The sequence below is a fragment of the Acidovorax sp. JMULE5 genome, from assembly GCF_013376875.1.
Lineage (GTDB): Bacteria > Pseudomonadota > Gammaproteobacteria > Burkholderiales > Burkholderiaceae_C > Acidovorax > Acidovorax facilis.
Genome location: NZ_CP035951.1, coordinates 3,553,843 through 3,570,874 on the forward strand (window position 1 = coordinate 3,553,843; position 17,032 = coordinate 3,570,874).

Here is a 17,032-nt window from a genome sequence, read left to right on the forward strand (position 1 = left end):
GGGGAGGGGGTCCTATCCGGCCGGATGGGTGGAAAACGCATTGACTGCACCCCGACTCCGGCCATGTGGATCGGTTTGCAGTCAATGGTCTCGCCCAGCTCAAAAGCCGCATACGCCATAGGTTTCGAAGAACCCAAGTGTGTTGACGCATGCCCCCGGCGCATTGCGCGGCCGGGCGGGCTACTCCCCAAAGACTCGCGGATTTTACCCTGCTTCCGACAGGGAGAACAGGCGGGTGGTTGCCGAAAGGTGGCGACAGGCCAGGTCCGTATGGCCGTTCAGACCCTGCGGGTTTCCCCTGAAAACCGCCGTTGCACGCTCCAAAATACCCACAAATTTGTGCAGGATGGATGGCTTGATCCAGAAATAAACCCCACACGCCTCATAAAGTGATTAATAATGGGTTCGCTTTTCTGCTTGCAGGAAAGCAGTTAGCTTAGCGGTGAATGGTCAGTTTCGCGTCTTTGAAGTCGTCACAGGTTTGTTGATTGCGTCGGACTCCATCGCGTTTTTGTGTTTTTTCAGGAGTCCTTCATGGGCAACAAACTTTACGTGGGCAACCTGCCCTACTCTTTCCGCGACGAAGATCTGCAACAGACCTTCAGCCAGTACGGCTCGGTCGGCAGCGCCAAGGTCATGATGGAGCGCGACACCGGCCGCTCCAAGGGTTTCGGCTTTGTCGAAATGGGCAGCGATGCTGAAGCCCAAGCCGCCATCCAAGGCGTGCATGGCACCAATTTCGGCGGCCGTGACCTCGTGGTCAACGAAGCCCGTCCCATGGAGCCCCGCGCTCCCCGTAGCGGTGGCTTCGGCGGCGGCAACGGTGGTGGCGGCGGCTACGGCGGTGGTGGCGGCGGCGGTTACGGCGGTGGCCGTAGCGGCGGCGGCGGTGGTGGTGGTTACGGCGGTGGCCGTAGCAGCTACTAAAAAGACCTTGCTGGCAGACCTTTGCGGTCTGCCAAAGGCAAAGCAAAGGAGCCCCAGGGCTCCTTTTTTCATGCCTGCGCGGCATCGCCACCACAGTCGGCATTGCCGCTTGCTTTTTCCGCAAAAGTGTGGCGCATAATGAGCCAGCGGGGTTTCCCCCGCTTAAAGTTTGCGGTGATCCGTCAGTTTCGCGCTGAGAGCGTCATTGAGATTAGCTGGCTGCGTTTTCGGGACTCCATCGCTTTTTCCATGTGTTTTTGAGGAGTCCCTCAATGGGCAACAAACTGTACGTCGGCAACCTGCCGTACTCGGTGCGCGACAGCGATCTGGAACAGGCCTTTGGCCAATTCGGCGCAGTGACCAGCGCCAAGGTCATGATGGAGCGCGACACAGGCCGCTCCAAGGGCTTTGGTTTCGTGGAAATGGGCAGTGACGCGGAAGCCCAGGCCGCCATCAATGGCATGAATGGCCAGCCCCTGGGTGGCCGCAGCATCGTCGTGAACGAAGCACGCCCCATGGAGCCCCGCCCACCCCGCAGTGGCGGATTTGGCGGCGGTGGTGGCGGCTACGGCGGCGGCGGTGGTCGCAGTGGTGGTGGCGGTTACGGCGGTGGCCGTGAAGGCGGCGGCGGTGGTGGCTATGGCGGCGGCCGCGAGGGTGGCGGCGGTTACGGCGGCGGTGGTGGCGGTGGCCGCAGCGAAGGCGGATTCCGCAGCCCCTACGGTTCTGGCTCCCGCAACGGCGGTGGTGGCGGTGGCCGCAACGGCGGTGGTGGTGGCTATGGTGGCGGTGGTGGCAACGGCTACTGAAGCAGGCCAGTGACGTTTCTCTGAAAGCCCCCTCGGGGGCTTTTTTCATGCACGACCGCCACGCCTTGCTTCTATCGCAGCCAGGACCGTCCCGAACCGGCGGTCAAAAACCACCTCGGGTAGACCTAGGAGCTACTGCTCGCTCTGCCGCCGCTTGCGCGGGCGCCCGGCCAGCAGCTTGTCGAACAGCACGTTCGGCACCATGCGCAGCAACTTGGCAACCACCCCCATTTGCCAGGGGATGACCCGGTAGCTGGCACCGGCCGTGATGGCCCGGAAGGCACGGTCCGCAAAATCATCGGCCTGCATCAGAAACGGCATGCTGTAGCGGTTCTGGCGGGTGAGCGGCGTGTCGATGTAGCCCGGAGAAATGGTGACCACACGCACTCCGTGGGGGCGCATCTCCCCGCGCAGGCTCTCGCAGTAGCTGATGACGGCCGCCTTGCTGGCGCAATACGCACCATGCCCGGGCAGGCCACGGATGCCTGCCACGCTGCCGATGCCCACCAGCGTGCCGCTGCCACGCTGCGCCATCGCGTCCGCAAAGGGATGGAAGGTGGCCGCCACGCCGATGTTGTTGGTGGCAAAGGTGCGTGCCATCACGTCGATGTCGTCGCGCACTGCCGTGTCCATGCCCACACTGATGCCCGCATTGGCAATGACCACGTCAGGCACCCCTTGGCGTGCGATGCAGTCGCGGCCCGCAGCGACGATGCTGTCGGTCACGGCTACATCTGCAGTATAAATTTCATAGCTGTCAGCGCTTATTCCTTGAGCGCTAGCCCATGTTTTGACCTCAGAGGTGCGGCGCGCCACCAGGGCCAGGCGGTAGCCCGACCGGTGAAAGCGCAGGGCCAGGGCCTGGCCGATGCCGCTGGACGCGCCGGTGATGAAGACAAGGGGAGTGGTCATGCAGGTTCCGTACGTGGGCAACGCGTACTAGGGTTTGGCCGCGCCGGGCTGGAGCACGCCACGCACACGTCCGCGCAGCTGCAGCACCTGGTCGAGGTTGTCGTAGTCCATGCCGTCGGCCGTGAAACGGTCGTTGCCGCGGGTGAGCGTGACGGGCTTGTCGGAACGCACGCGTTCGGTGTTGGTGTAGGCGTGCAGAAATTCGCTGCGGAACTCCAGCCGAGGCTGAGCGGGTGACCCAGGCTTGGCGGGCAGGGGCTCGCGCGTGACGATGGCATTTCCAAACAGCTGCACCTCCGAGCCATCGGCATTGGTCAGGGCGCGGTCTGCCGTGGCCACGGTGAGGCGGCCCTGCGGCGTCACCGAGCGCATGCGCGCTTTGTCGATCTCCAGCGTGTCGGAGTCGGGGTAGTGCCGCGCTTCTTCGCCCTGCACTTCGCTTTGCAGGCGCCCGCTCGCGTCAAAGCTTTTTACCGAGAACGACTTCATGAAATAGTCGGGCTGGTTGCCTTGTTGGCGCTCGATGGCAGGCAGCAGGGGCATGGGCGCGTTGCGCACCAGCCACCAGGTGCCCAGCGCCAGCAGCCCCATGAGCACGACGGGCAGATAGAGCGAGAACTGTTCCCAGCCCTGGCGGACCCAGTTGCGCATCACGGTGTTGCCTCCGGGCCCGGCACGACAACCTGGCAGGTGGGGAAAGAGCGCAGAAAACCCCGGTTCATGCGGTGTACTCCGCCAGCAGTGCGGCATAGCGGCCCGAGGCCACCAGCAGCAGATCACACAGTTCGCGCGCGGCACCATCGCCGCCCCGGGCCTGCGTCACAAAATGGGCGGCGTGGCGCACTTCGGCCTGGGCGTTGGCCGGGGCGCACGCAAAAGCACTGCGGCGCATCACCGGCAGGTCGGGCCAGTCGTCACCCATCGCAGCAGCCTGGGACCAGTCCAGCCCCAGCGTGGCCAGCATCTGTTCAGCGGCGGGGCGTTTGTCTTCGGTGCCGAACACCGCGTGTTCGACCCCCAGCGCCTTCAGGCGCACGCGCAGCGGCGCGGAGTCGCGGCCCGTGATGACCGCAGGCGTGATGCCTGCCTTTTGCAGCAGCTTGAGCCCATGCCCATCCAGCGTATTGAAGCGCTTGAGCGTTTCGCCCGATTCGCTGAAAAACAGGCCGCCATCGGTCAGCACGCCATCGACATCGAAGAAGGCAATGCGCACGCCTTGGGCGCGCAGCAGCAGCTCGGGGGGAAATTGCAGCACGGGCAGGGTCATTTCAATAAGGGGCATGCAGATCGAACGGGCACAGCCAAGACCAGTGCACCCGTGGAACCGGCTTCGCCGGGCCACCGGGTGCGTCCCCTAAGGGGGAAGGCGCGCAGCGACTCAGGGGGGTCATTTGAAGTGAGGTCATATGACTTTGGCTCGCATCAGGTCGCCGATGTGCACCACCCCCGTGAGCACCCCTCCCGCATCCACCACCAGCACGCTGGTGATGGCATGCGCCTCCATCATTTCGGCGGCGTCCACCGCAAGGGCATCCGGGGTAATGCGGCGCGGGTGGGGGTGCATGACCTGACCCGCCGTGGCTGTGCGCAGGTCGGCCCCCGCCTCGATGCGGCGGCGCAGGTCGCCGTCGGTGAAGATGCCCAGCACCTGGCCGGCGGCATCCACGATGGCCGAGGCGCCCAGGCCCTTGGCACTCATTTCGCGCATGAGGTCGCTGAACGAGGCATCGGGCGCCACTCGCGGCACCTCGCTGCCGGTGCGCATGACATCGCTCACATGGGTGAGCAGCTTGCGCCCCAACGCACCGCCAGGGTGCGAACGGGCAAAGTCTTCAGGGCGGAAGCCCCGGGCGTCGAGCAGGGCCACGGCCAGCGCGTCGCCCATGGCCAGCTGGGCAGTGGTGCTGGCGGTGGGGGCCAGGTTCAGGGGGCAGGCCTCGCGCTCCACGCTGCAGTCGAGCACCAGGTCGGCATGGCGGGCGAGCGTGGACTGCAGCCCGCCGGTCATCGCGATCAACGGGGCGCCCAGGCGCTTGAGCACGGGCAGGATGGCCGTCAGTTCGCCACTTTCGCCGCTGTTGGAGATCGCCAGGACCAGGTCGTCCCCCGTGACCATGCCCAGATCGCCGTGGCTGGCCTCGGCCGGGTGCACAAAAAACGCCGGCGTGCCCGTAGATGCCAGCGTGGCTGCAATCTTGCGGCCCACGTGGCCGCTTTTGCCCATGCCCATCACCACCACACGGCCACGGGCCTGCAGCACCATCAACACGGCCTCGGCAAACACGCCATCGACGCGGGCCGCCAGCCCGGTCAGCGCCGCCGCCTCAATGTCAAAGGTCTCGCGGGCCAGGCGCAGGGCCTGTTCGGCGTCAAAAGGGGGCAGCGTGGCGGGGACAGGGGTCATCCGGTGGATTCTATCGACCGGGCATGCCTGCGCGGGTGGCAGATTTTTTGCCCTGGCTCTGGCATGGACCCTGCTTCGGGCAGAAAACACCGAGGGCCGCAGGAAGGCTCGGATAGCATCGAACCATGTCCTCACTCGCCCTCACCTTGCTTTACCTGTTGGCCGCAGTGCTGGGTGTTGTGGTCTGCCGCAGCCTGAAGCTGCCACCCATGCTCGGCTACCTGGCTGCGGGGGTGCTCATCGGCCCCCATGCGCTGGCGCTGACGCAGAACTCGGAAGGGGTGCGGCACCTGGGCGAGTTTGGCGTGGTGTTCCTGATGTTCGCCATCGGGCTGGAGTTCAGCCTGCCCAAGCTGCGCGCCATGCGGCGACAGGTGTTCGGCCTGGGGCTGATGCAGGTGGTGCTGACGATGGTGGTGGTCACCGGCGCGGCACTGGTGCTCTCCCGCTGGGTGGGCGGCGTGTGGGATATGGGCTGGCAGACGGCGCTGGCGCTCTCGGGCGTGATGGCGATGAGCAGCACGGCCATTGTGGTCAAGCTCATGGCCGAGCGGGCTGAGCTCGAAAGCGAGCATGGCCGCCGCGTGATGGGCATTTTGCTGTTCCAGGACTTGGCCGTGGTGCCGCTGCTGGTGTTGATCCCCGCGCTGAGTTCCTCGTCCGACCAGCTGCTGACCGCGCTGGCGTGGGCGCTGGTCAAGGCCACGGTGCTGGTGGGCATTCTGCTCACGGGCGGGCAGCGGTTCATGCGCTGGTGGCTTACGCTGGTGGCGCGGCGCAAGAGCGAGGAGCTGTTCATGCTCAACCTGCTGCTGATCACGCTGGGCCTGGCCTGGCTGACCGAACTGGCGGGGCTGAGCCTGGCGCTGGGCGCCTTCATCGCGGGCGTGCTGGTGTCCGAGACAGAGTACAAGCACCAGGTGGGCACGGACATCCGCCCGTTTCACGACGTGCTGCTGGGCCTGTTTTTCATCACAATCGGCATGATGCTGGACTGGCACATCCTGGTGGACCGCTGGGCGCTGGTGCTGGCCCTGCTGACGGTGCCGCTGGTGGTCAAGCTGGGGATCATCCTGGTGCTGGCCCGCAGCATGGGGGCCACCACGGGCGTGGCCCTGCGCACCGGGCTCTACCTGGCCCAGGCGGGGGAGTTCGGATTTGTGCTGCTGTCGCTCACGCAGGCCAACGGGCTGGTGCAGCCCGCGCTGATGAATCCCATCCTGGCGGCCATGGTGCTGTCGATGCTGGCCACGCCCTTCCTCATCATGTACAGCAACCGCATCGTGATGAAGCTGGTGGCCAGCGACTGGCTGCAGCAGTCGCTGCAGATGACGTCCATCGCGCGCAAATCCATCAACACCAGCAAACACGTGATCATCTGCGGCTACGGCCGCTGCGGACAAAACCTGGCGCGCATGCTGGAGCATGAAGGCATCCCCTACATGGCACTGGACCTGGACCCGGACCGTGTGCGCCAGGCCGCCGCTGCTGGTGATTCGGTGGTGTATGGCGACGCCACCCGCCTGCAGGCGCTGATGGCCGCTGGCCTGGTGCGTGCCAGCGCGGTGGCGATCACCTACATCGACGTGCCAGCCGCCCTGAAGGTGCTGGCCAACGCGCGCTCGCACGCGCCGCAGGTGCCCGTGGTGGTGCGCACGCAGGACGACCTGCACCTGGACAAGCTGCAAGAGGCGGGCGCCACCGAGGTCGTGCCCGAGGCCATCGAAGGCTCGCTCATGCTCGCCAGCCACGCGCTGGCCCTGGTGGGCGTGCCCATGCGCCGCGTGCTGCGCCTGGTGCAGGACCAGCGCGATGCGCGCTACAACCTGCTGCGCGGCTACTTCCACGGCGCCGACGACGACACGGCCAACGAGCGCGACCAAGAGCGCCTGTCCACCATCAACCTGCCCCCCGGCTCCACAGCCCTGGGCCGCAGCCTGGGCCAGCTGGCTCTGCCCGCCATGGGCGTGCGGGTGGTGAACCTGCGGCGTGGCAACGGCCACATCAGCGCAGCGGAGGACGACGCACAGCTGGCCGAAGGCGACACGCTGGTGCTCTCAGGGCACCCGGCGGCGCTGGCGCTGGCGGAGGACAAGTTGCTGCGGGGGTAAAGGCAGGGTACATCCCCCTGAGGCACTGCGTGCCTTCCCCCTTCTCTCTGCGCGCTACGCGCTCCGGGAAGGGGGACGATGCCCTCGCTGCGGGGCGGCCCTTGCTTGGCATCTTTCGCCTAGTGCGTGCCAGTGGCTGAGGCTGGCGCCAAAATTTGAATTAAATATGGCTCTAGCGCTTATCTATCAAGCTTCAATAGCTACACATCTAATAGCAAATTACAAAAGCTCGGCGGGCCCGGGCCGCCCGAACAGGTAGCCCTGGAACTGCTGGCAACCGTTGCGCAACAGGAACGCGCGCTGCCCTTCGGTTTCCACCCCTTCGGCCACCACGTCCAGGCCCAGGCTGTGGGCCAGGGTGATGATGGTGCAGGCGATGGTGGCGTCGTTGGGGTCGGTGAGCACGTCGCGCACAAAGCTCTGGTCGATCTTGAGCTGGTCCAGTGGCAGGCGCTTGAGGTAGCTCAGGCTCGAATAGCCCGTGCCAAAGTCGTCCAGCGAGAAGCCCACGCCCAGCGTGCGCAGCGCCTGCATCTTGAGGATGCTGTCTTCCACGTCATGCAGCAGCAGGCTTTCCGTGAGCTCAAGCTTGAGGTGGGCCGGGTCCGCCCCACAATCGCGCAGCACGCTGAGCACTTCGTCGGCAAAGTCGGGTTGGCGAAACTCCTGGGCGCTCACGTTCACGGCCACGGTCCAGTCCGCAGTGTGCGGCGCTGTTGCCCAGAGCGCCAGTTGGCGGCAGGCCATGGTCAGCACCTGGCGCCCTAGCGCCAGGATCAGTCCGGTCTGCTCTGCCAGGGGGATGAAGTCGCCGGGGGGCACCATGCCGCGCTGCGGGTGGTTCCACCGCACCAGCGCCTCCGCCCCCAGCACCTTGCCGGCCTCGTCCACCACCGGCTGGTAGTGCAGCAGAAACTCGTTGCGCAGAATGCCCTGCCGCATGTCGCCTTCCAGAGCCGACCTCGCAGACGCCGCCGCCTGCATGGCAGGGTCAAAGAAACACAGCGTGTTGCGGCCCTGCGCCTTGGCCTGGTACATGGCCAGATCGGCGCGCTGGAGCAGCTCCTGCACGGGCAGCTGCACACCGCGAAAAAGGGCAATGCCGATGCTGGGCGTGCTGTGCACTTCGCTGTTTTGCACCACGTAGGGCTCGTTCAGCGCCGCCAGCACCTTTTGCGCCACGGCCTCGGCTTCGGCGGCCGCAACGTCCACCTCGGCGTGGAGGCCCTGCAGCACCACCACGAACTCGTCGCCACCCAAACGCGCCACCGTGTCGGTGGCGCGCACGCAGGCGCCGATGCGCCCGCCTACCTGCACCAGCAGCCGGTCGCCCCACTCGTGGCCCATGGTGTCGTTGACGGCCTTGAAGTTGTCGAGGTCCAGGAACAGCAAGGCCCCGTGGCAGCGCTCCCGCGCGCACGCGTTGGCCGCACGGTCCAGCCGGTCCATGAGCAGTCGCCTGTTGGGCAGGCCTGTGAGTTCGTCATAGAAGGCCAGGCGCTGGATCTCGGCCTCGGCCAGCTTGCGTTCGGTGATGTCGCGCGCCACGCCCCGGTAGCCCGTGAACTGGCCCGCACCATCAAAGATGGGCTCCCCGCTGATGGAGACCCACACGGGCTTTCCGTCTTCGGTCAGGCGCTGCATTTCAAAGTCGTGGAACACCTCGTGCGCCTCCAGTTGCCTGCGGTGCTCCCGCCATTGGCCCTCGCTCACAAAGGTATTGGGCAGCTCCCAGCGCGTGCGCCCGTAGTGCATCTCGTCGGGCACGCCGGCATCGTTGTAGGGGCTGCCGTCCAGGCGCACAAAGCGGAATTGCGCGTCCTGCTCCCAGTACCAGTCGGAGGACAGGTGGGTGAGACTGCGCCAGCGCGATTCGCTCAGGCGCAAGGCCTCCAGGGTGCTCAGGTAGTCGGTCACGTCCGTGAAGGTGCGCACGCGGCCCCCCAGCTCCAGAGCACGGGTGCGCACTTCGATGTAGCGGCCGTTGTGGGTGCGCCGCACATAGGTGTCCGGCATGGTGAGCTTGCCACCGTGGGCCGCATATTCCGACGCCACATAGTTGCGCGCCGTGGGTTCTATCAGCTCAAACCCGGTGCCGAAATCGCCCCGTTCGGTCTGAAACCGCACCACGTCCTCGACTTTGGGCTGGGCGGCCAGCAGGGATTCGGGCAGGTCGAGCAGCTCCAGATAGCGCCGGTTGTAGACCCGGATACGTCCCTCCGCATCCACGTTGGTAATGCCTTGCGACACGCTGGCCAGCGTGCCTTCGAGGGCGCGCGTCTTCTCCGCCAGCAACGCGCTGGTGCGCGCGAGTTCCACCTCAACCGCGCTGCGCGCCAGCTCGGCTCGGCGGGCCATTTCCAGCTGGCCCACGGTGTTGAGCAGGGGCTGGAGAAACTGCACGTCTGCCGCCGAATACCCCTCGGGCCGATTGGCCAGGCCCACCATGGCCACCAGTTCGCCCGCCGCATGGATGGGCAGCCCCAGATAGGTGTGCAGCGGGGGATGACCCGGGGGCGTGCCCGCGCTGCGCGTGTCGTGGCCTGCATCGTTGGTGAGCACCGGCTCGCCCGACACCAGCGCCGCGCCCACCAGGGACTGCAGGTTGTCGAACACCATGCCTTCTTCTGCGTGCTGGGCATAGAGGGCATGGGAGGCCTCGTCCCAAGTGATGTCCGTCATCGCGTGCACCCGCAGGTAGGGGTGCCCATCGGCGGCACGTTGCACCTGGCCGACCAGGCCAAAGGCACTTTGCGTGAGCGACATCAGCTCCTTGAGCAGGGCCTCGAACGCGGCGCGCGGGCCCGAACTGGCGATGAACATGGCCTGCGCGAGCGATATCGCCTGCAACAACCGGTGCTGGCGCGTCAGCATGGCCTCTGCCACCAGCCGGGCACGGGCGCTGGAACTGCGCTCCAGCACCGCATCGATCTGCGCGGGCAGAGTCAGCAGGTAGTCCAGCGCAGGGTCCTGCACAGCATAGTCATCAAAGCCGTGGCGCAGGGCCTGGGCCGCATGGGTCTCGGCGCCCTTGCGCACGATGATCATGGCCGGGACGCCATCGAGCAGCCGCAGCAGGTCAAAGGCCGAGCCATCGACGCTGCGCTGCGCCGCCAGCACAATGTCCGGCCTGCTGTGCCCCAGGTGGTCCCGGGCCTGCGCCAGCGACTGAGCCACATCCACCCGCCAGCCGGACCAGGGGTCTGCGAGCGCATCCACCACCGCCTGCGCGTGGTGGTGATCGCTTTCGATCAGCAGGATGGAGATGGGCATGGCCGATCAGCGTTGTGGAGTGGTCCAACGGGGGGCGTTACCAAGGGTGTAACAGCACGGAAACATTATGGGGGCTGGCAGCGCTCCGGGCACACCTCCAGGGCACCCGCCCCCGGCTGGATACACTTTGCCCCACAACGGCCTTTGGCCTCCGCACGTTTGCGCGTGCAGCCTTTCTTTACCCCCTCGACCCCATGCAGCCACTCAGCGTCAACGAATACCTCCGCCAGCACATCCGCACCGTACCCGACTGGCCCGCGCCCGGTGTGCAGTTTCGGGACATCACCCCGCTGCTGCAGGACCCCAAGGTGTTCCGCGTGCTGATCGACGCCTTTGTGCACCGCTACATGGACAAGGCGCTGCGCCCGGATGTGGTGGCCGGGCTAGATGCACGCGGCTTCATCCTGGGTGCCGTGGTGGCCTATGAACTCAACGTGGGTTTTGTGCCCATCCGCAAGAAGGGCAAGCTGCCCTTCACCACGGTGGAGGAAACCTATGAACTTGAATACGGCAGCGCCACGGTGGAGCTGCACACCGACGCCGTAAAAGCGGGCGACCGCGTGCTGCTGATCGATGACCTCATTGCCACGGGCGGCACGATGATGGCGGGCCGCAAGCTGCTGGAGAAACTGGGCGCGACGGTGACCGAGGGCGCCGCCATCGTGGACCTGCCCGAGCTGGGAGGCTCCAAACGGCTGCGCGAATCCGGCCTGCCGCTGTACACGCTGGTGGACTTCGAGGGCCACTGATCACGGCCGCCCAGAGTCCGACGAGCTGCGGCCCGCAGGGTCAGTTCAGCTCGCCGTATTGGGTGCTGCTCAGGTCCGGCGCGGGGCCATCGGACCCGGGCATTTCGGTGTCTTCAAACCCCGTGGGCTGCGAAGGTGGCAGCAAAGGCCCCGAACGCACAGGCACACCGGGCTTGGCCGCTGCCAGCGGCACTGCGGCGGTGGTGCCTGCCGCCGAGGCCAGGGCGCGCTTGAACGCCGCCACTTCGTCCGCCTCGATGGGTTCGTACCGTGGTGCTGGGCGTGGTGCGGCGGCGGGCGCAGTGGGCGCTGCAGCAGGCGCAACCGCCGGAGCAGCCAGGGGAGGGCGCAGCGGCGCGGGGGCCGTGGCGGCGGCTGTCGGCACGGGCGCCACCGGGCGGGCCGGGGTGACCACCACCGGAGCAGGTGCTGAAGCCACCGGAACCGGCCGCCGGGCCAGCGGTGGCGCTGCCTGCAGGGAAGCCCCCTGGGGCGCAACCCCCTTCTGGGGGATACCCACTGCCACATGGTCATTGATGCGCCAGTACACGGCGGTTACCAGGATGTCGTAGCGGGTTTTGGCCGTCTGGGCAATCAGCGCCTCGATTTCGGACAGGCGCACAGTTTCTCCACCGTATTCACGCGCCAGGTCCATCATGACCAGAAACTGGCGCCCACGCTGGTCCAGCGACAACACCTTGAACTTGTAGCTGGCCGACAGCACACCGGCCCGCACCATCGCGTCGCGGACCACCGTGTAAAGCAGCTCGCGGCGCTCCATGCGTTCGTTCTTGCGGTTAGCAGCGTGCTCTGGGGGCAGGGGCTCCACCAGCGGTTTGCCCTGGCGGCCTGGCGTGAGCGGTACCGTGGCATCGGCATTCAACAGGCCAGACGGTTCGGCCATGGGCCGGGGCTTGGGGGTAGCAGGTTTGCGGCTAAACCAACTGAACAGAGACATGGCTTGCTTTCTACGGGACGGCGCCAGAAAAATCCAAATTGAGTGTAACTTGCTGTACACCCATTCTTGCCCCGCAAAAGCCAGCAGGCCACCACCACATCGGTGGTCTGTCAGGTGGCCGCAACGCGGCGGCGCCGATTGCCCAGCCGCTTGGCCAGTACCGCACCAGCGGCCATCACCAGACCCAGCGCAATGGCAGGCTGGCGGATGGAAAGTTCGGTGAAGCGGATGGCGGTCAGGCTCCACAGCTTGCAGGGCGCGCTGGCCTGCACGGTGGCGCTGCGGGAGCGGTGCGAGAAAAACGCACCTTCGCCCACCACGGAGCCTGCCCCGACGATGGCCAGTCGCAAGCGCTCTTTTTCGTCCTGGTAGTGCACGCTCAGGCTGCCGCTTTCCACCAGGTACAAGGTGCGGTCTGTAGCGCCCTGCGTGAACAACACCTGTCCGGCGGGCATGACCACGGGCAGAAGGTAAGACGAGAGGATGTCCCACTGCGCCTGGGTCAGCGGGTTGGTCATGCTGTCGTCGGCACTGGCCTGTGCGATGGCATCGATCAGACCTTGCAGGTCTACCTTGGAAACAACAGGCGTGGGAACATTCATGGTTTGCCGAAAGTACCCTTGTTACAGATTGCGCACAAGCGCTGTTTACGTCCATTTACAACATAAGCGACAGGCGGCGGCCTGTGCGCACTGGTCGGAGGCCAGCCCGTTCAAACTGCACGAACAGCCGCCCTTCTGCGGGCCTATTTGCCAATACAAAAACTGGAAAAAATGACGCCCAGCAGGTCGTCCGAGCTGAACTCGCCGGTGATGGCGCTGAGAGCGTTCTGGGCCAGGCGCAGCTCTTCGGCCAACAGGTCCAGCGCCGGCCCCTGAGCCTGCAGCTGGTCGGCCGCCTCCTGCAGGTGAGCCCCCACGGCCTGCAGTGCCTCCACATGCCGGGCGCGGGCAATGTAGAGGCCTTCCGGCGCAGACTGCCAGCCGGCTACTTCCAGAAGCAGGCGCCGCAGACCATCCAGCCCCTCGCCCGTCCTGGCAGACAGGTGCACGCCAGGCCGGGCGTTTTCACCCGCCGCAGCAACCGCCCCTGGCGCCCGGTCGAGCTTGTTCCAGACGTCAATCACGGGAATGCTCTTGGGCATTTTTTGGGCCATGGCGCTTGCTATATCGGCGTCACCAGCTATGTATTCAGGAGCATCCGCACGCTCCAGGTCATGCAGGAACAGCACCGCGTCGGCCCCGGCAATCTCGTCCCAGGCGCGGGCGATGCCGATGCGCTCCACCTCGTCCTCGCTGTCGCGCAGGCCGGCGGTGTCGATGATGTGCAGGGGCACACCTTCGATCTGGATGGTCTGCTGCACCTTGTCGCGGGTGGTGCCTGCAATGGGGGTGACGATGGCCAGTTCGGCTCCCGCCAGCGCGTTGAGCAACGAGCTTTTACCGGCATTGGGCTGGCCTGCGATCACCACCTTGATGCCCTCGCGCAGCAGCGCACCCTGGCGCGCCCGCTGCATCACCGAGGCCAATGTTTGCTCCAAATTCGATAGCTGTCCATGCGCATCTGCCTTGCGCAGGAAGTCAATTTCTTCCTCAGGGAAGTCCAGCGTGGCCTCCACCAGCATGCGCAGGTGGATGAGGGCATCACGCAGGCCATGGATCTCGGCCGAAAAAGCCCCGGTCAGCGAGCGGCTGGCGCTGCGGGCAGCCGCCTCGGTGCTGGCGTCGATCAGGTCGGCAATCGCCTCGGCCTGGGCCAGGTCGATCTTGTCGTTCAGGAAGGCTCGTTCGGTGAACTCGCCCGGCTGGGCGACGCGCAAGCCGCGCAGATTGGGCTGGCCGGTAGCGGGGTCGGTGGCGGCAGCCGCCTCCAGGCAGCGTGCCAGCAGCAGTTGCAGCACCACGGGGCCGCCGTGGGCCTGCAGCTCCAGTACGTCTTCGCCGGTGTAGCTGTGCGGGCCGGGAAAGTACAGCGCCAGCCCCTGGTCGATGGCCTGGCCCTGCGCATCGCGAAAGGGCAGGTAGGTGGCCTCGCGGGGCTTGAGGGTGCGCCCGCAAACCGCCTGCACCAGCGCATCCAACCCGCGCCCTGACACGCGCACGATGCCGACGGCCCCACGCCCCGGGGCGGTGGCAATGGCAACGATGGGGTCTTGGTGGCGGGCAAGCATGTGCGGCGATTTTGGGAAGAGAGCGCCAAAAACTGGCGCGGCCCAAGCGCGAGACACCGCGCAAGGGCCGCCCCGCCGCGCTGGTGTCGTCCCCCTTCCCGCGCGCAGCGCGAGAGAAAGGGGGAAGCGGCGCAGCCGCTCAGGGGGTTACTTAAATTTTGGCAGGTTGAACTGCGGTGGCACGCCCATGCGGGTGTTGATGAGCCACTGCTGCGCAATCGACAGGATGTTGTTGGTCAGCCAGTACAGCACCAGGCCGGCCGGGAAGAAGAAGAACATTACGCTGAAGATCAGCGGCATGAACCACATCATCTTGGCCTGCATCGGGTCTGGCGGCGCGGGGTTCAGGGCGGTCTGCAGCAGCGAGCTGGCCGTCATCAGCAAAGGCAGGATGAAGAACGGGTCAGGCGTGGACAGGTCGTGGATCCAGCCGATCCAGGGCGCGTTGCGCATTTCCACGCTGGACAGCAGCACCCAGTACAGCGCAATGAACACAGGGATCTGGATCATGATAGGGAAGCAGCCGCCCATCGGGTTGACCTTCTCCTCGCGGTAGATGCGCATCATCTCCTGCTGCATCTGCTGCGGCTTGTCCTTCAGGCGCTCGCGCATCTCCATGATCTTGGGGTTGATGGCCTTCATCTTGGCCATGCTGGCGTAGGCCTTGGCGTTGAGCCAGTAGAACGCGATCTTAAGCAACAGCACCAGGGCGACGATGGACCAGCCCCAGTTGTTCAGCAGCTTGTGCAGCTGGTCCAGCAGCCAGTACAGCGGCTTGGACAGGATGGTGAGCCAGCCATAGTCCTTGACCAGTTCCAGGCCGGGGTACAGCTTTTCCATCATCGTTTCGACCTGCGGGCCAGCGAACAGGCGCGCATCGATGGTCTTGGTGGCACCGGGCTCGATGGCGCCCAGCGAGGTCAGCATACCCACTGAGTACAGGTTGGTGTCCACCTTGCGGGTGAAGGGCTCGCGCTGCACACCGTCGGCCAGCAGCCATGCTGTGGCGAAGTAATGCTGCACCATGGCCACGTAGCCGTTGGGCGAGTCCTTGGGGATGTCGATCTTGCCGTTGTCGATGTCCTTGAACTCGATCTTCTGGTACTTCTTGGCGTCGGTGTAGACGGCCGGGCCGGTGAAGGTGGAGTAGAACGACGACTCTCCGGGAGGCTTGTTGCCATCGCGCACCAATTGCAGGTACAGCTGGGGCGACACCGCCGCGCTGCCCGTATTGACGATGTCGTGCTTGACAGCGATGTCATAGGCGCCACGCTTGATGGTCCAGGTCTTGACCAGCTTCACGCCGCCCTGTGCAGGCGATTCGAAGCGGACGCTGATTTCATCTTCACCGTCCTTGAGTTCACGCGGGCCGGGCACCACGGTCATGGCAGTCTTGTGGGTGGGGAACGTGCCACCGATCAGGCCGGTTTGCGCCACATAAACGCGCTGGGCGCTTTCGTCCAGCAACAGGAAATTGCGGGCCTTGTCGGCCATGTCGGCGTGCTTGAGCAGCTCGGCATGCGTGAGCGAGCCGCCTTCGCTGTCAAACACCAGGCGATACAGGTCGGTCTTGACCTCGATGCGCTCGCGGGGGGCAGGTGCTGCCGCAGCAGCCGCTGGCTGGCCCGGCACGGCGGAGGCCCCCGTCGCTGCAGCGGCCACGGGTGCACTCGTGGAAGGCACGCTGGCAGCCCCGGTCGCGCCCGACGCAGCGCCAGCAGCGGCGGGTGCCGTCACGGCGGGCGTGGTGGGGAAAAAGGTGGCCTTGTTGCCGTTATGCAGCTGCCACTTGTCCCACAGCAGAACCATGGAAAAGCCAAAAATCACCCACAGGATGGTGCGGCGAATGTCGTTCATGAAGACTTCTTTGGTGAGGATGGTTGGGTGTTGGAAGGATGAAGCCGCGAGAAAAGCCGCATGCTGCGCGGCAATTGTTGCGGGACCGGGTCATGGCCCCCGTCACACCAGGGGTGGCAGCGTACCAGCCTGCGCACCGTGAGATAGCTACCCGCCGCAGCGCCATGCTGCTCCAGCGCCTGCAGCGAATAGACCGAGCAGGTCGGTTCAAACCGGCACGACGAACCCAGCCAAGGGCTCAGGAACAGCCGGTAGCCCTTGACGACACCGATCAAGAGGCGCTGCATCAGCATGGCACCACCGGCTCTGCAACACCACCTTGTTGCTGCGCGGGGGAAGCAGCACCGGCCCCACCTGCACGCCGTGCGGCGTAGCCAAACAGCTGCAACAGCTCTGCCCGCACCGCCTGCTTGAGCTGGTCGGACGTAGCGCTCACGAACTGCTTGCGGTCAAACGCCGTGCGCAGACGCACCACATGGGCGGCCTGCGGGAGCCGCGCTTCAAACGTGGCGCCCACGGTGTAGATCTGTCGCTTGATGGTGTTGCGCGTCACCGCGCGGCGCGCCCAGCGCTTGGGCACCATGGCACCCAGCCAGACGCCCTGCACGGCAAACAGGGCCTGCGGCCCTTGCTGTTGTGGCAAGGAGCCGGGCCCTGTGGGTAAAGCAGCACTGGCTTGGCGGTCAGCCGCAGCACCTTCGGCATCCAGCACCAGACGGTGCAGCACAAAATGCGCTGTACGGGAGACAGTGCCCCCCGCCATGGTGGCCTGGAACTGCGGACGGGTTTTCAGCCTGTGCATGCAAGCGCCCCGTTTGGAACCTGGCGGTACAAGCCGGGAACAGGCGGGGAGCAGGCCGTA

The 17,032-nt window shown here is 65.8% G+C and carries 15 protein-coding genes and 1 riboswitch; of the genes, 4 read left to right on the top strand and 11 right to left on the bottom strand.

The window, feature by feature from the left end; all coding sequences use genetic code 11:
• Positions 1 to 15: 15 nt before the first annotated feature.
• Positions 16 to 201: riboswitch (yybP-ykoY riboswitch) on the bottom strand.
• Positions 202 to 534: 333 nt separating this feature from the next.
• Together EXV95_RS16165 and EXV95_RS16170 are read left to right on the top strand one after the other, a co-directional pair.
• A complete protein-coding gene (locus tag EXV95_RS16165; RefSeq protein WP_100408622.1) occupies positions 535 to 927 on the top strand; it encodes an RNA-binding protein in 393 nt (130 codons plus the stop codon).
• A 272-nt stretch (positions 928 to 1,199) separates the two neighbouring features.
• Positions 1,200 to 1,736, top strand: a complete 537-nt coding sequence (locus EXV95_RS16170) for an RNA-binding protein (RefSeq protein WP_121508090.1) — start codon at positions 1,200 to 1,202, stop codon at positions 1,734 to 1,736.
• A gap of 132 nt (positions 1,737 to 1,868) precedes the next feature.
• Here the strand turns inward: EXV95_RS16170 and EXV95_RS16175 are convergent, their stop codons facing one another.
• From EXV95_RS16175 to EXV95_RS16190, 4 genes are all read right to left on the bottom strand, one after another.
• Positions 1,869 to 2,648 (bottom strand): SDR family oxidoreductase, encoded by a 780-nt coding sequence (locus EXV95_RS16175; RefSeq protein WP_176887615.1) that lies wholly within the window; start codon positions 2,646 to 2,648, stop codon positions 1,869 to 1,871.
• 27 nt (positions 2,649 to 2,675) lie between these two features.
• A complete protein-coding gene (gene lptC, locus EXV95_RS16180) occupies positions 2,676 to 3,299 on the bottom strand; it encodes an LPS export ABC transporter periplasmic protein LptC (RefSeq protein ID WP_121421699.1) in 624 nt (207 codons plus the stop codon).
• 67 nt (positions 3,300 to 3,366) lie between these two features.
• Positions 3,367 to 3,930 carry an HAD family hydrolase gene (locus tag EXV95_RS16185; protein WP_176887616.1) on the bottom strand — a complete coding sequence of 188 codons (564 nt, stop codon included), beginning with the start codon at positions 3,928 to 3,930 and terminating at the stop codon, positions 3,367 to 3,369.
• 120 nt (positions 3,931 to 4,050) lie between these two features.
• On the bottom strand, positions 4,051 to 5,052 hold the full coding sequence (locus tag EXV95_RS16190; RefSeq protein ID WP_176887617.1) for an SIS domain-containing protein: 1,002 nt from the start codon (positions 5,050 to 5,052) through the stop codon (positions 4,051 to 4,053).
• Between the two features lie 125 nt (positions 5,053 to 5,177).
• Here EXV95_RS16190 and EXV95_RS16195 point away from each other — a divergent pair, with 125 nt between their 5' ends.
• Entirely contained in the window at positions 5,178 to 7,163 is a 1,986-nt protein-coding gene (locus EXV95_RS16195) for a monovalent cation:proton antiporter family protein (RefSeq protein WP_055401241.1), read from the top strand.
• Positions 7,164 to 7,382: 219 nt separating this feature from the next.
• On the opposite strand, the gene EXV95_RS16200 is transcribed toward EXV95_RS16195, so the two are convergent.
• Entirely contained in the window at positions 7,383 to 10,436 is a 3,054-nt protein-coding gene (locus EXV95_RS16200) for an EAL domain-containing protein (RefSeq protein ID WP_176887618.1), read from the bottom strand.
• A gap of 194 nt (positions 10,437 to 10,630) precedes the next feature.
• Between EXV95_RS16200 and EXV95_RS16205 the strand changes: the two genes are divergently transcribed.
• The gene (locus EXV95_RS16205; protein ID WP_121421703.1) at positions 10,631 to 11,185 is read left to right on the top strand and encodes an adenine phosphoribosyltransferase; all 555 of its coding nucleotides are present in this window, start codon (positions 10,631 to 10,633) and stop codon (positions 11,183 to 11,185) included.
• Between the two features lie 40 nt (positions 11,186 to 11,225).
• Here the strand turns inward: EXV95_RS16205 and EXV95_RS16210 are convergent, their stop codons facing one another.
• From EXV95_RS16210 to EXV95_RS16235, 6 genes are all read right to left on the bottom strand, one after another.
• Positions 11,226 to 12,143 (bottom strand): hypothetical protein, encoded by a 918-nt coding sequence (locus EXV95_RS16210; RefSeq protein WP_176887619.1) that lies wholly within the window; start codon positions 12,141 to 12,143, stop codon positions 11,226 to 11,228.
• A 110-nt stretch (positions 12,144 to 12,253) separates the two neighbouring features.
• Complete coding sequence (locus EXV95_RS16215) at positions 12,254 to 12,745, bottom strand: Crp/Fnr family transcriptional regulator (RefSeq protein ID WP_055401233.1); 492 nt, start codon at positions 12,743 to 12,745, stop codon at positions 12,254 to 12,256.
• Positions 12,746 to 12,888: 143 nt separating this feature from the next.
• Positions 12,889 to 14,313, bottom strand: coding sequence for a tRNA uridine-5-carboxymethylaminomethyl(34) synthesis GTPase MnmE (mnmE, locus tag EXV95_RS16220; RefSeq protein ID WP_176887620.1), 1,425 nt, complete (start codon positions 14,311 to 14,313; stop codon positions 12,889 to 12,891).
• 147 nt (positions 14,314 to 14,460) lie between these two features.
• A complete protein-coding gene (yidC, locus tag EXV95_RS16225; protein WP_121421705.1) occupies positions 14,461 to 16,170 on the bottom strand; it encodes a membrane protein insertase YidC in 1,710 nt (569 codons plus the stop codon).
• The gene (yidD, locus tag EXV95_RS16230; protein WP_176889075.1) at positions 16,167 to 16,460 is read right to left on the bottom strand and encodes a membrane protein insertion efficiency factor YidD; all 294 of its coding nucleotides are present in this window, start codon (positions 16,458 to 16,460) and stop codon (positions 16,167 to 16,169) included. Before yidD ends, yidC begins: the two co-directional genes overlap by 4 nt.
• Positions 16,457 to 16,972: a ribonuclease P protein component gene (locus EXV95_RS16235; protein WP_055401229.1), complete on the bottom strand. Its 516-nt coding sequence runs from the start codon at positions 16,970 to 16,972 to the stop codon at positions 16,457 to 16,459. Before EXV95_RS16235 ends, yidD begins: the two co-directional genes overlap by 4 nt.
• Positions 16,973 to 17,032: the final 60 nt, after the last annotated feature.

Bases quoted from the DNA above. Each gene is read 5' to 3' on its own strand.
- EXV95_RS16165 (WP_100408622.1), top strand. From the start codon at position 535: ATGGGCAACAAACTTTACGTGGGCAACCTGCCCTACTCTTTCCGCGAC.
- EXV95_RS16170 (WP_121508090.1), top strand. From the start codon at position 1,200: ATGGGCAACAAACTGTACGTCGGCAACCTGCCGTACTCGGTGCGCGAC.
- EXV95_RS16175 (WP_176887615.1), bottom strand. From the start codon at position 2,648: ATGACCACTCCCCTTGTCTTCATCACCGGCGCGTCCAGCGGCATCGGC.
- lptC (WP_121421699.1), bottom strand. From the start codon at position 3,299: ATGCGCAACTGGGTCCGCCAGGGCTGGGAACAGTTCTCGCTCTATCTG.
- EXV95_RS16185 (WP_176887616.1), bottom strand. From the start codon at position 3,930: ATGCCCCTTATTGAAATGACCCTGCCCGTGCTGCAATTTCCCCCCGAG.
- EXV95_RS16190 (WP_176887617.1), bottom strand. From the start codon at position 5,052: ATGACCCCTGTCCCCGCCACGCTGCCCCCTTTTGACGCCGAACAGGCC.
- EXV95_RS16195 (WP_055401241.1), top strand. From the start codon at position 5,178: ATGTCCTCACTCGCCCTCACCTTGCTTTACCTGTTGGCCGCAGTGCTG.
- EXV95_RS16200 (WP_176887618.1), bottom strand. From the start codon at position 10,436: ATGCCCATCTCCATCCTGCTGATCGAAAGCGATCACCACCACGCGCAG.
- EXV95_RS16205 (WP_121421703.1), top strand. From the start codon at position 10,631: ATGCAGCCACTCAGCGTCAACGAATACCTCCGCCAGCACATCCGCACC.
- EXV95_RS16210 (WP_176887619.1), bottom strand. From the start codon at position 12,143: ATGTCTCTGTTCAGTTGGTTTAGCCGCAAACCTGCTACCCCCAAGCCC.
- EXV95_RS16215 (WP_055401233.1), bottom strand. From the start codon at position 12,745: ATGAATGTTCCCACGCCTGTTGTTTCCAAGGTAGACCTGCAAGGTCTG.
- mnmE (WP_176887620.1), bottom strand. From the start codon at position 14,313: ATGCTTGCCCGCCACCAAGACCCCATCGTTGCCATTGCCACCGCCCCG.
- yidC (WP_121421705.1), bottom strand. From the start codon at position 16,170: ATGAACGACATTCGCCGCACCATCCTGTGGGTGATTTTTGGCTTTTCC.
- EXV95_RS16235 (WP_055401229.1), bottom strand. From the start codon at position 16,972: ATGCACAGGCTGAAAACCCGTCCGCAGTTCCAGGCCACCATGGCGGGG.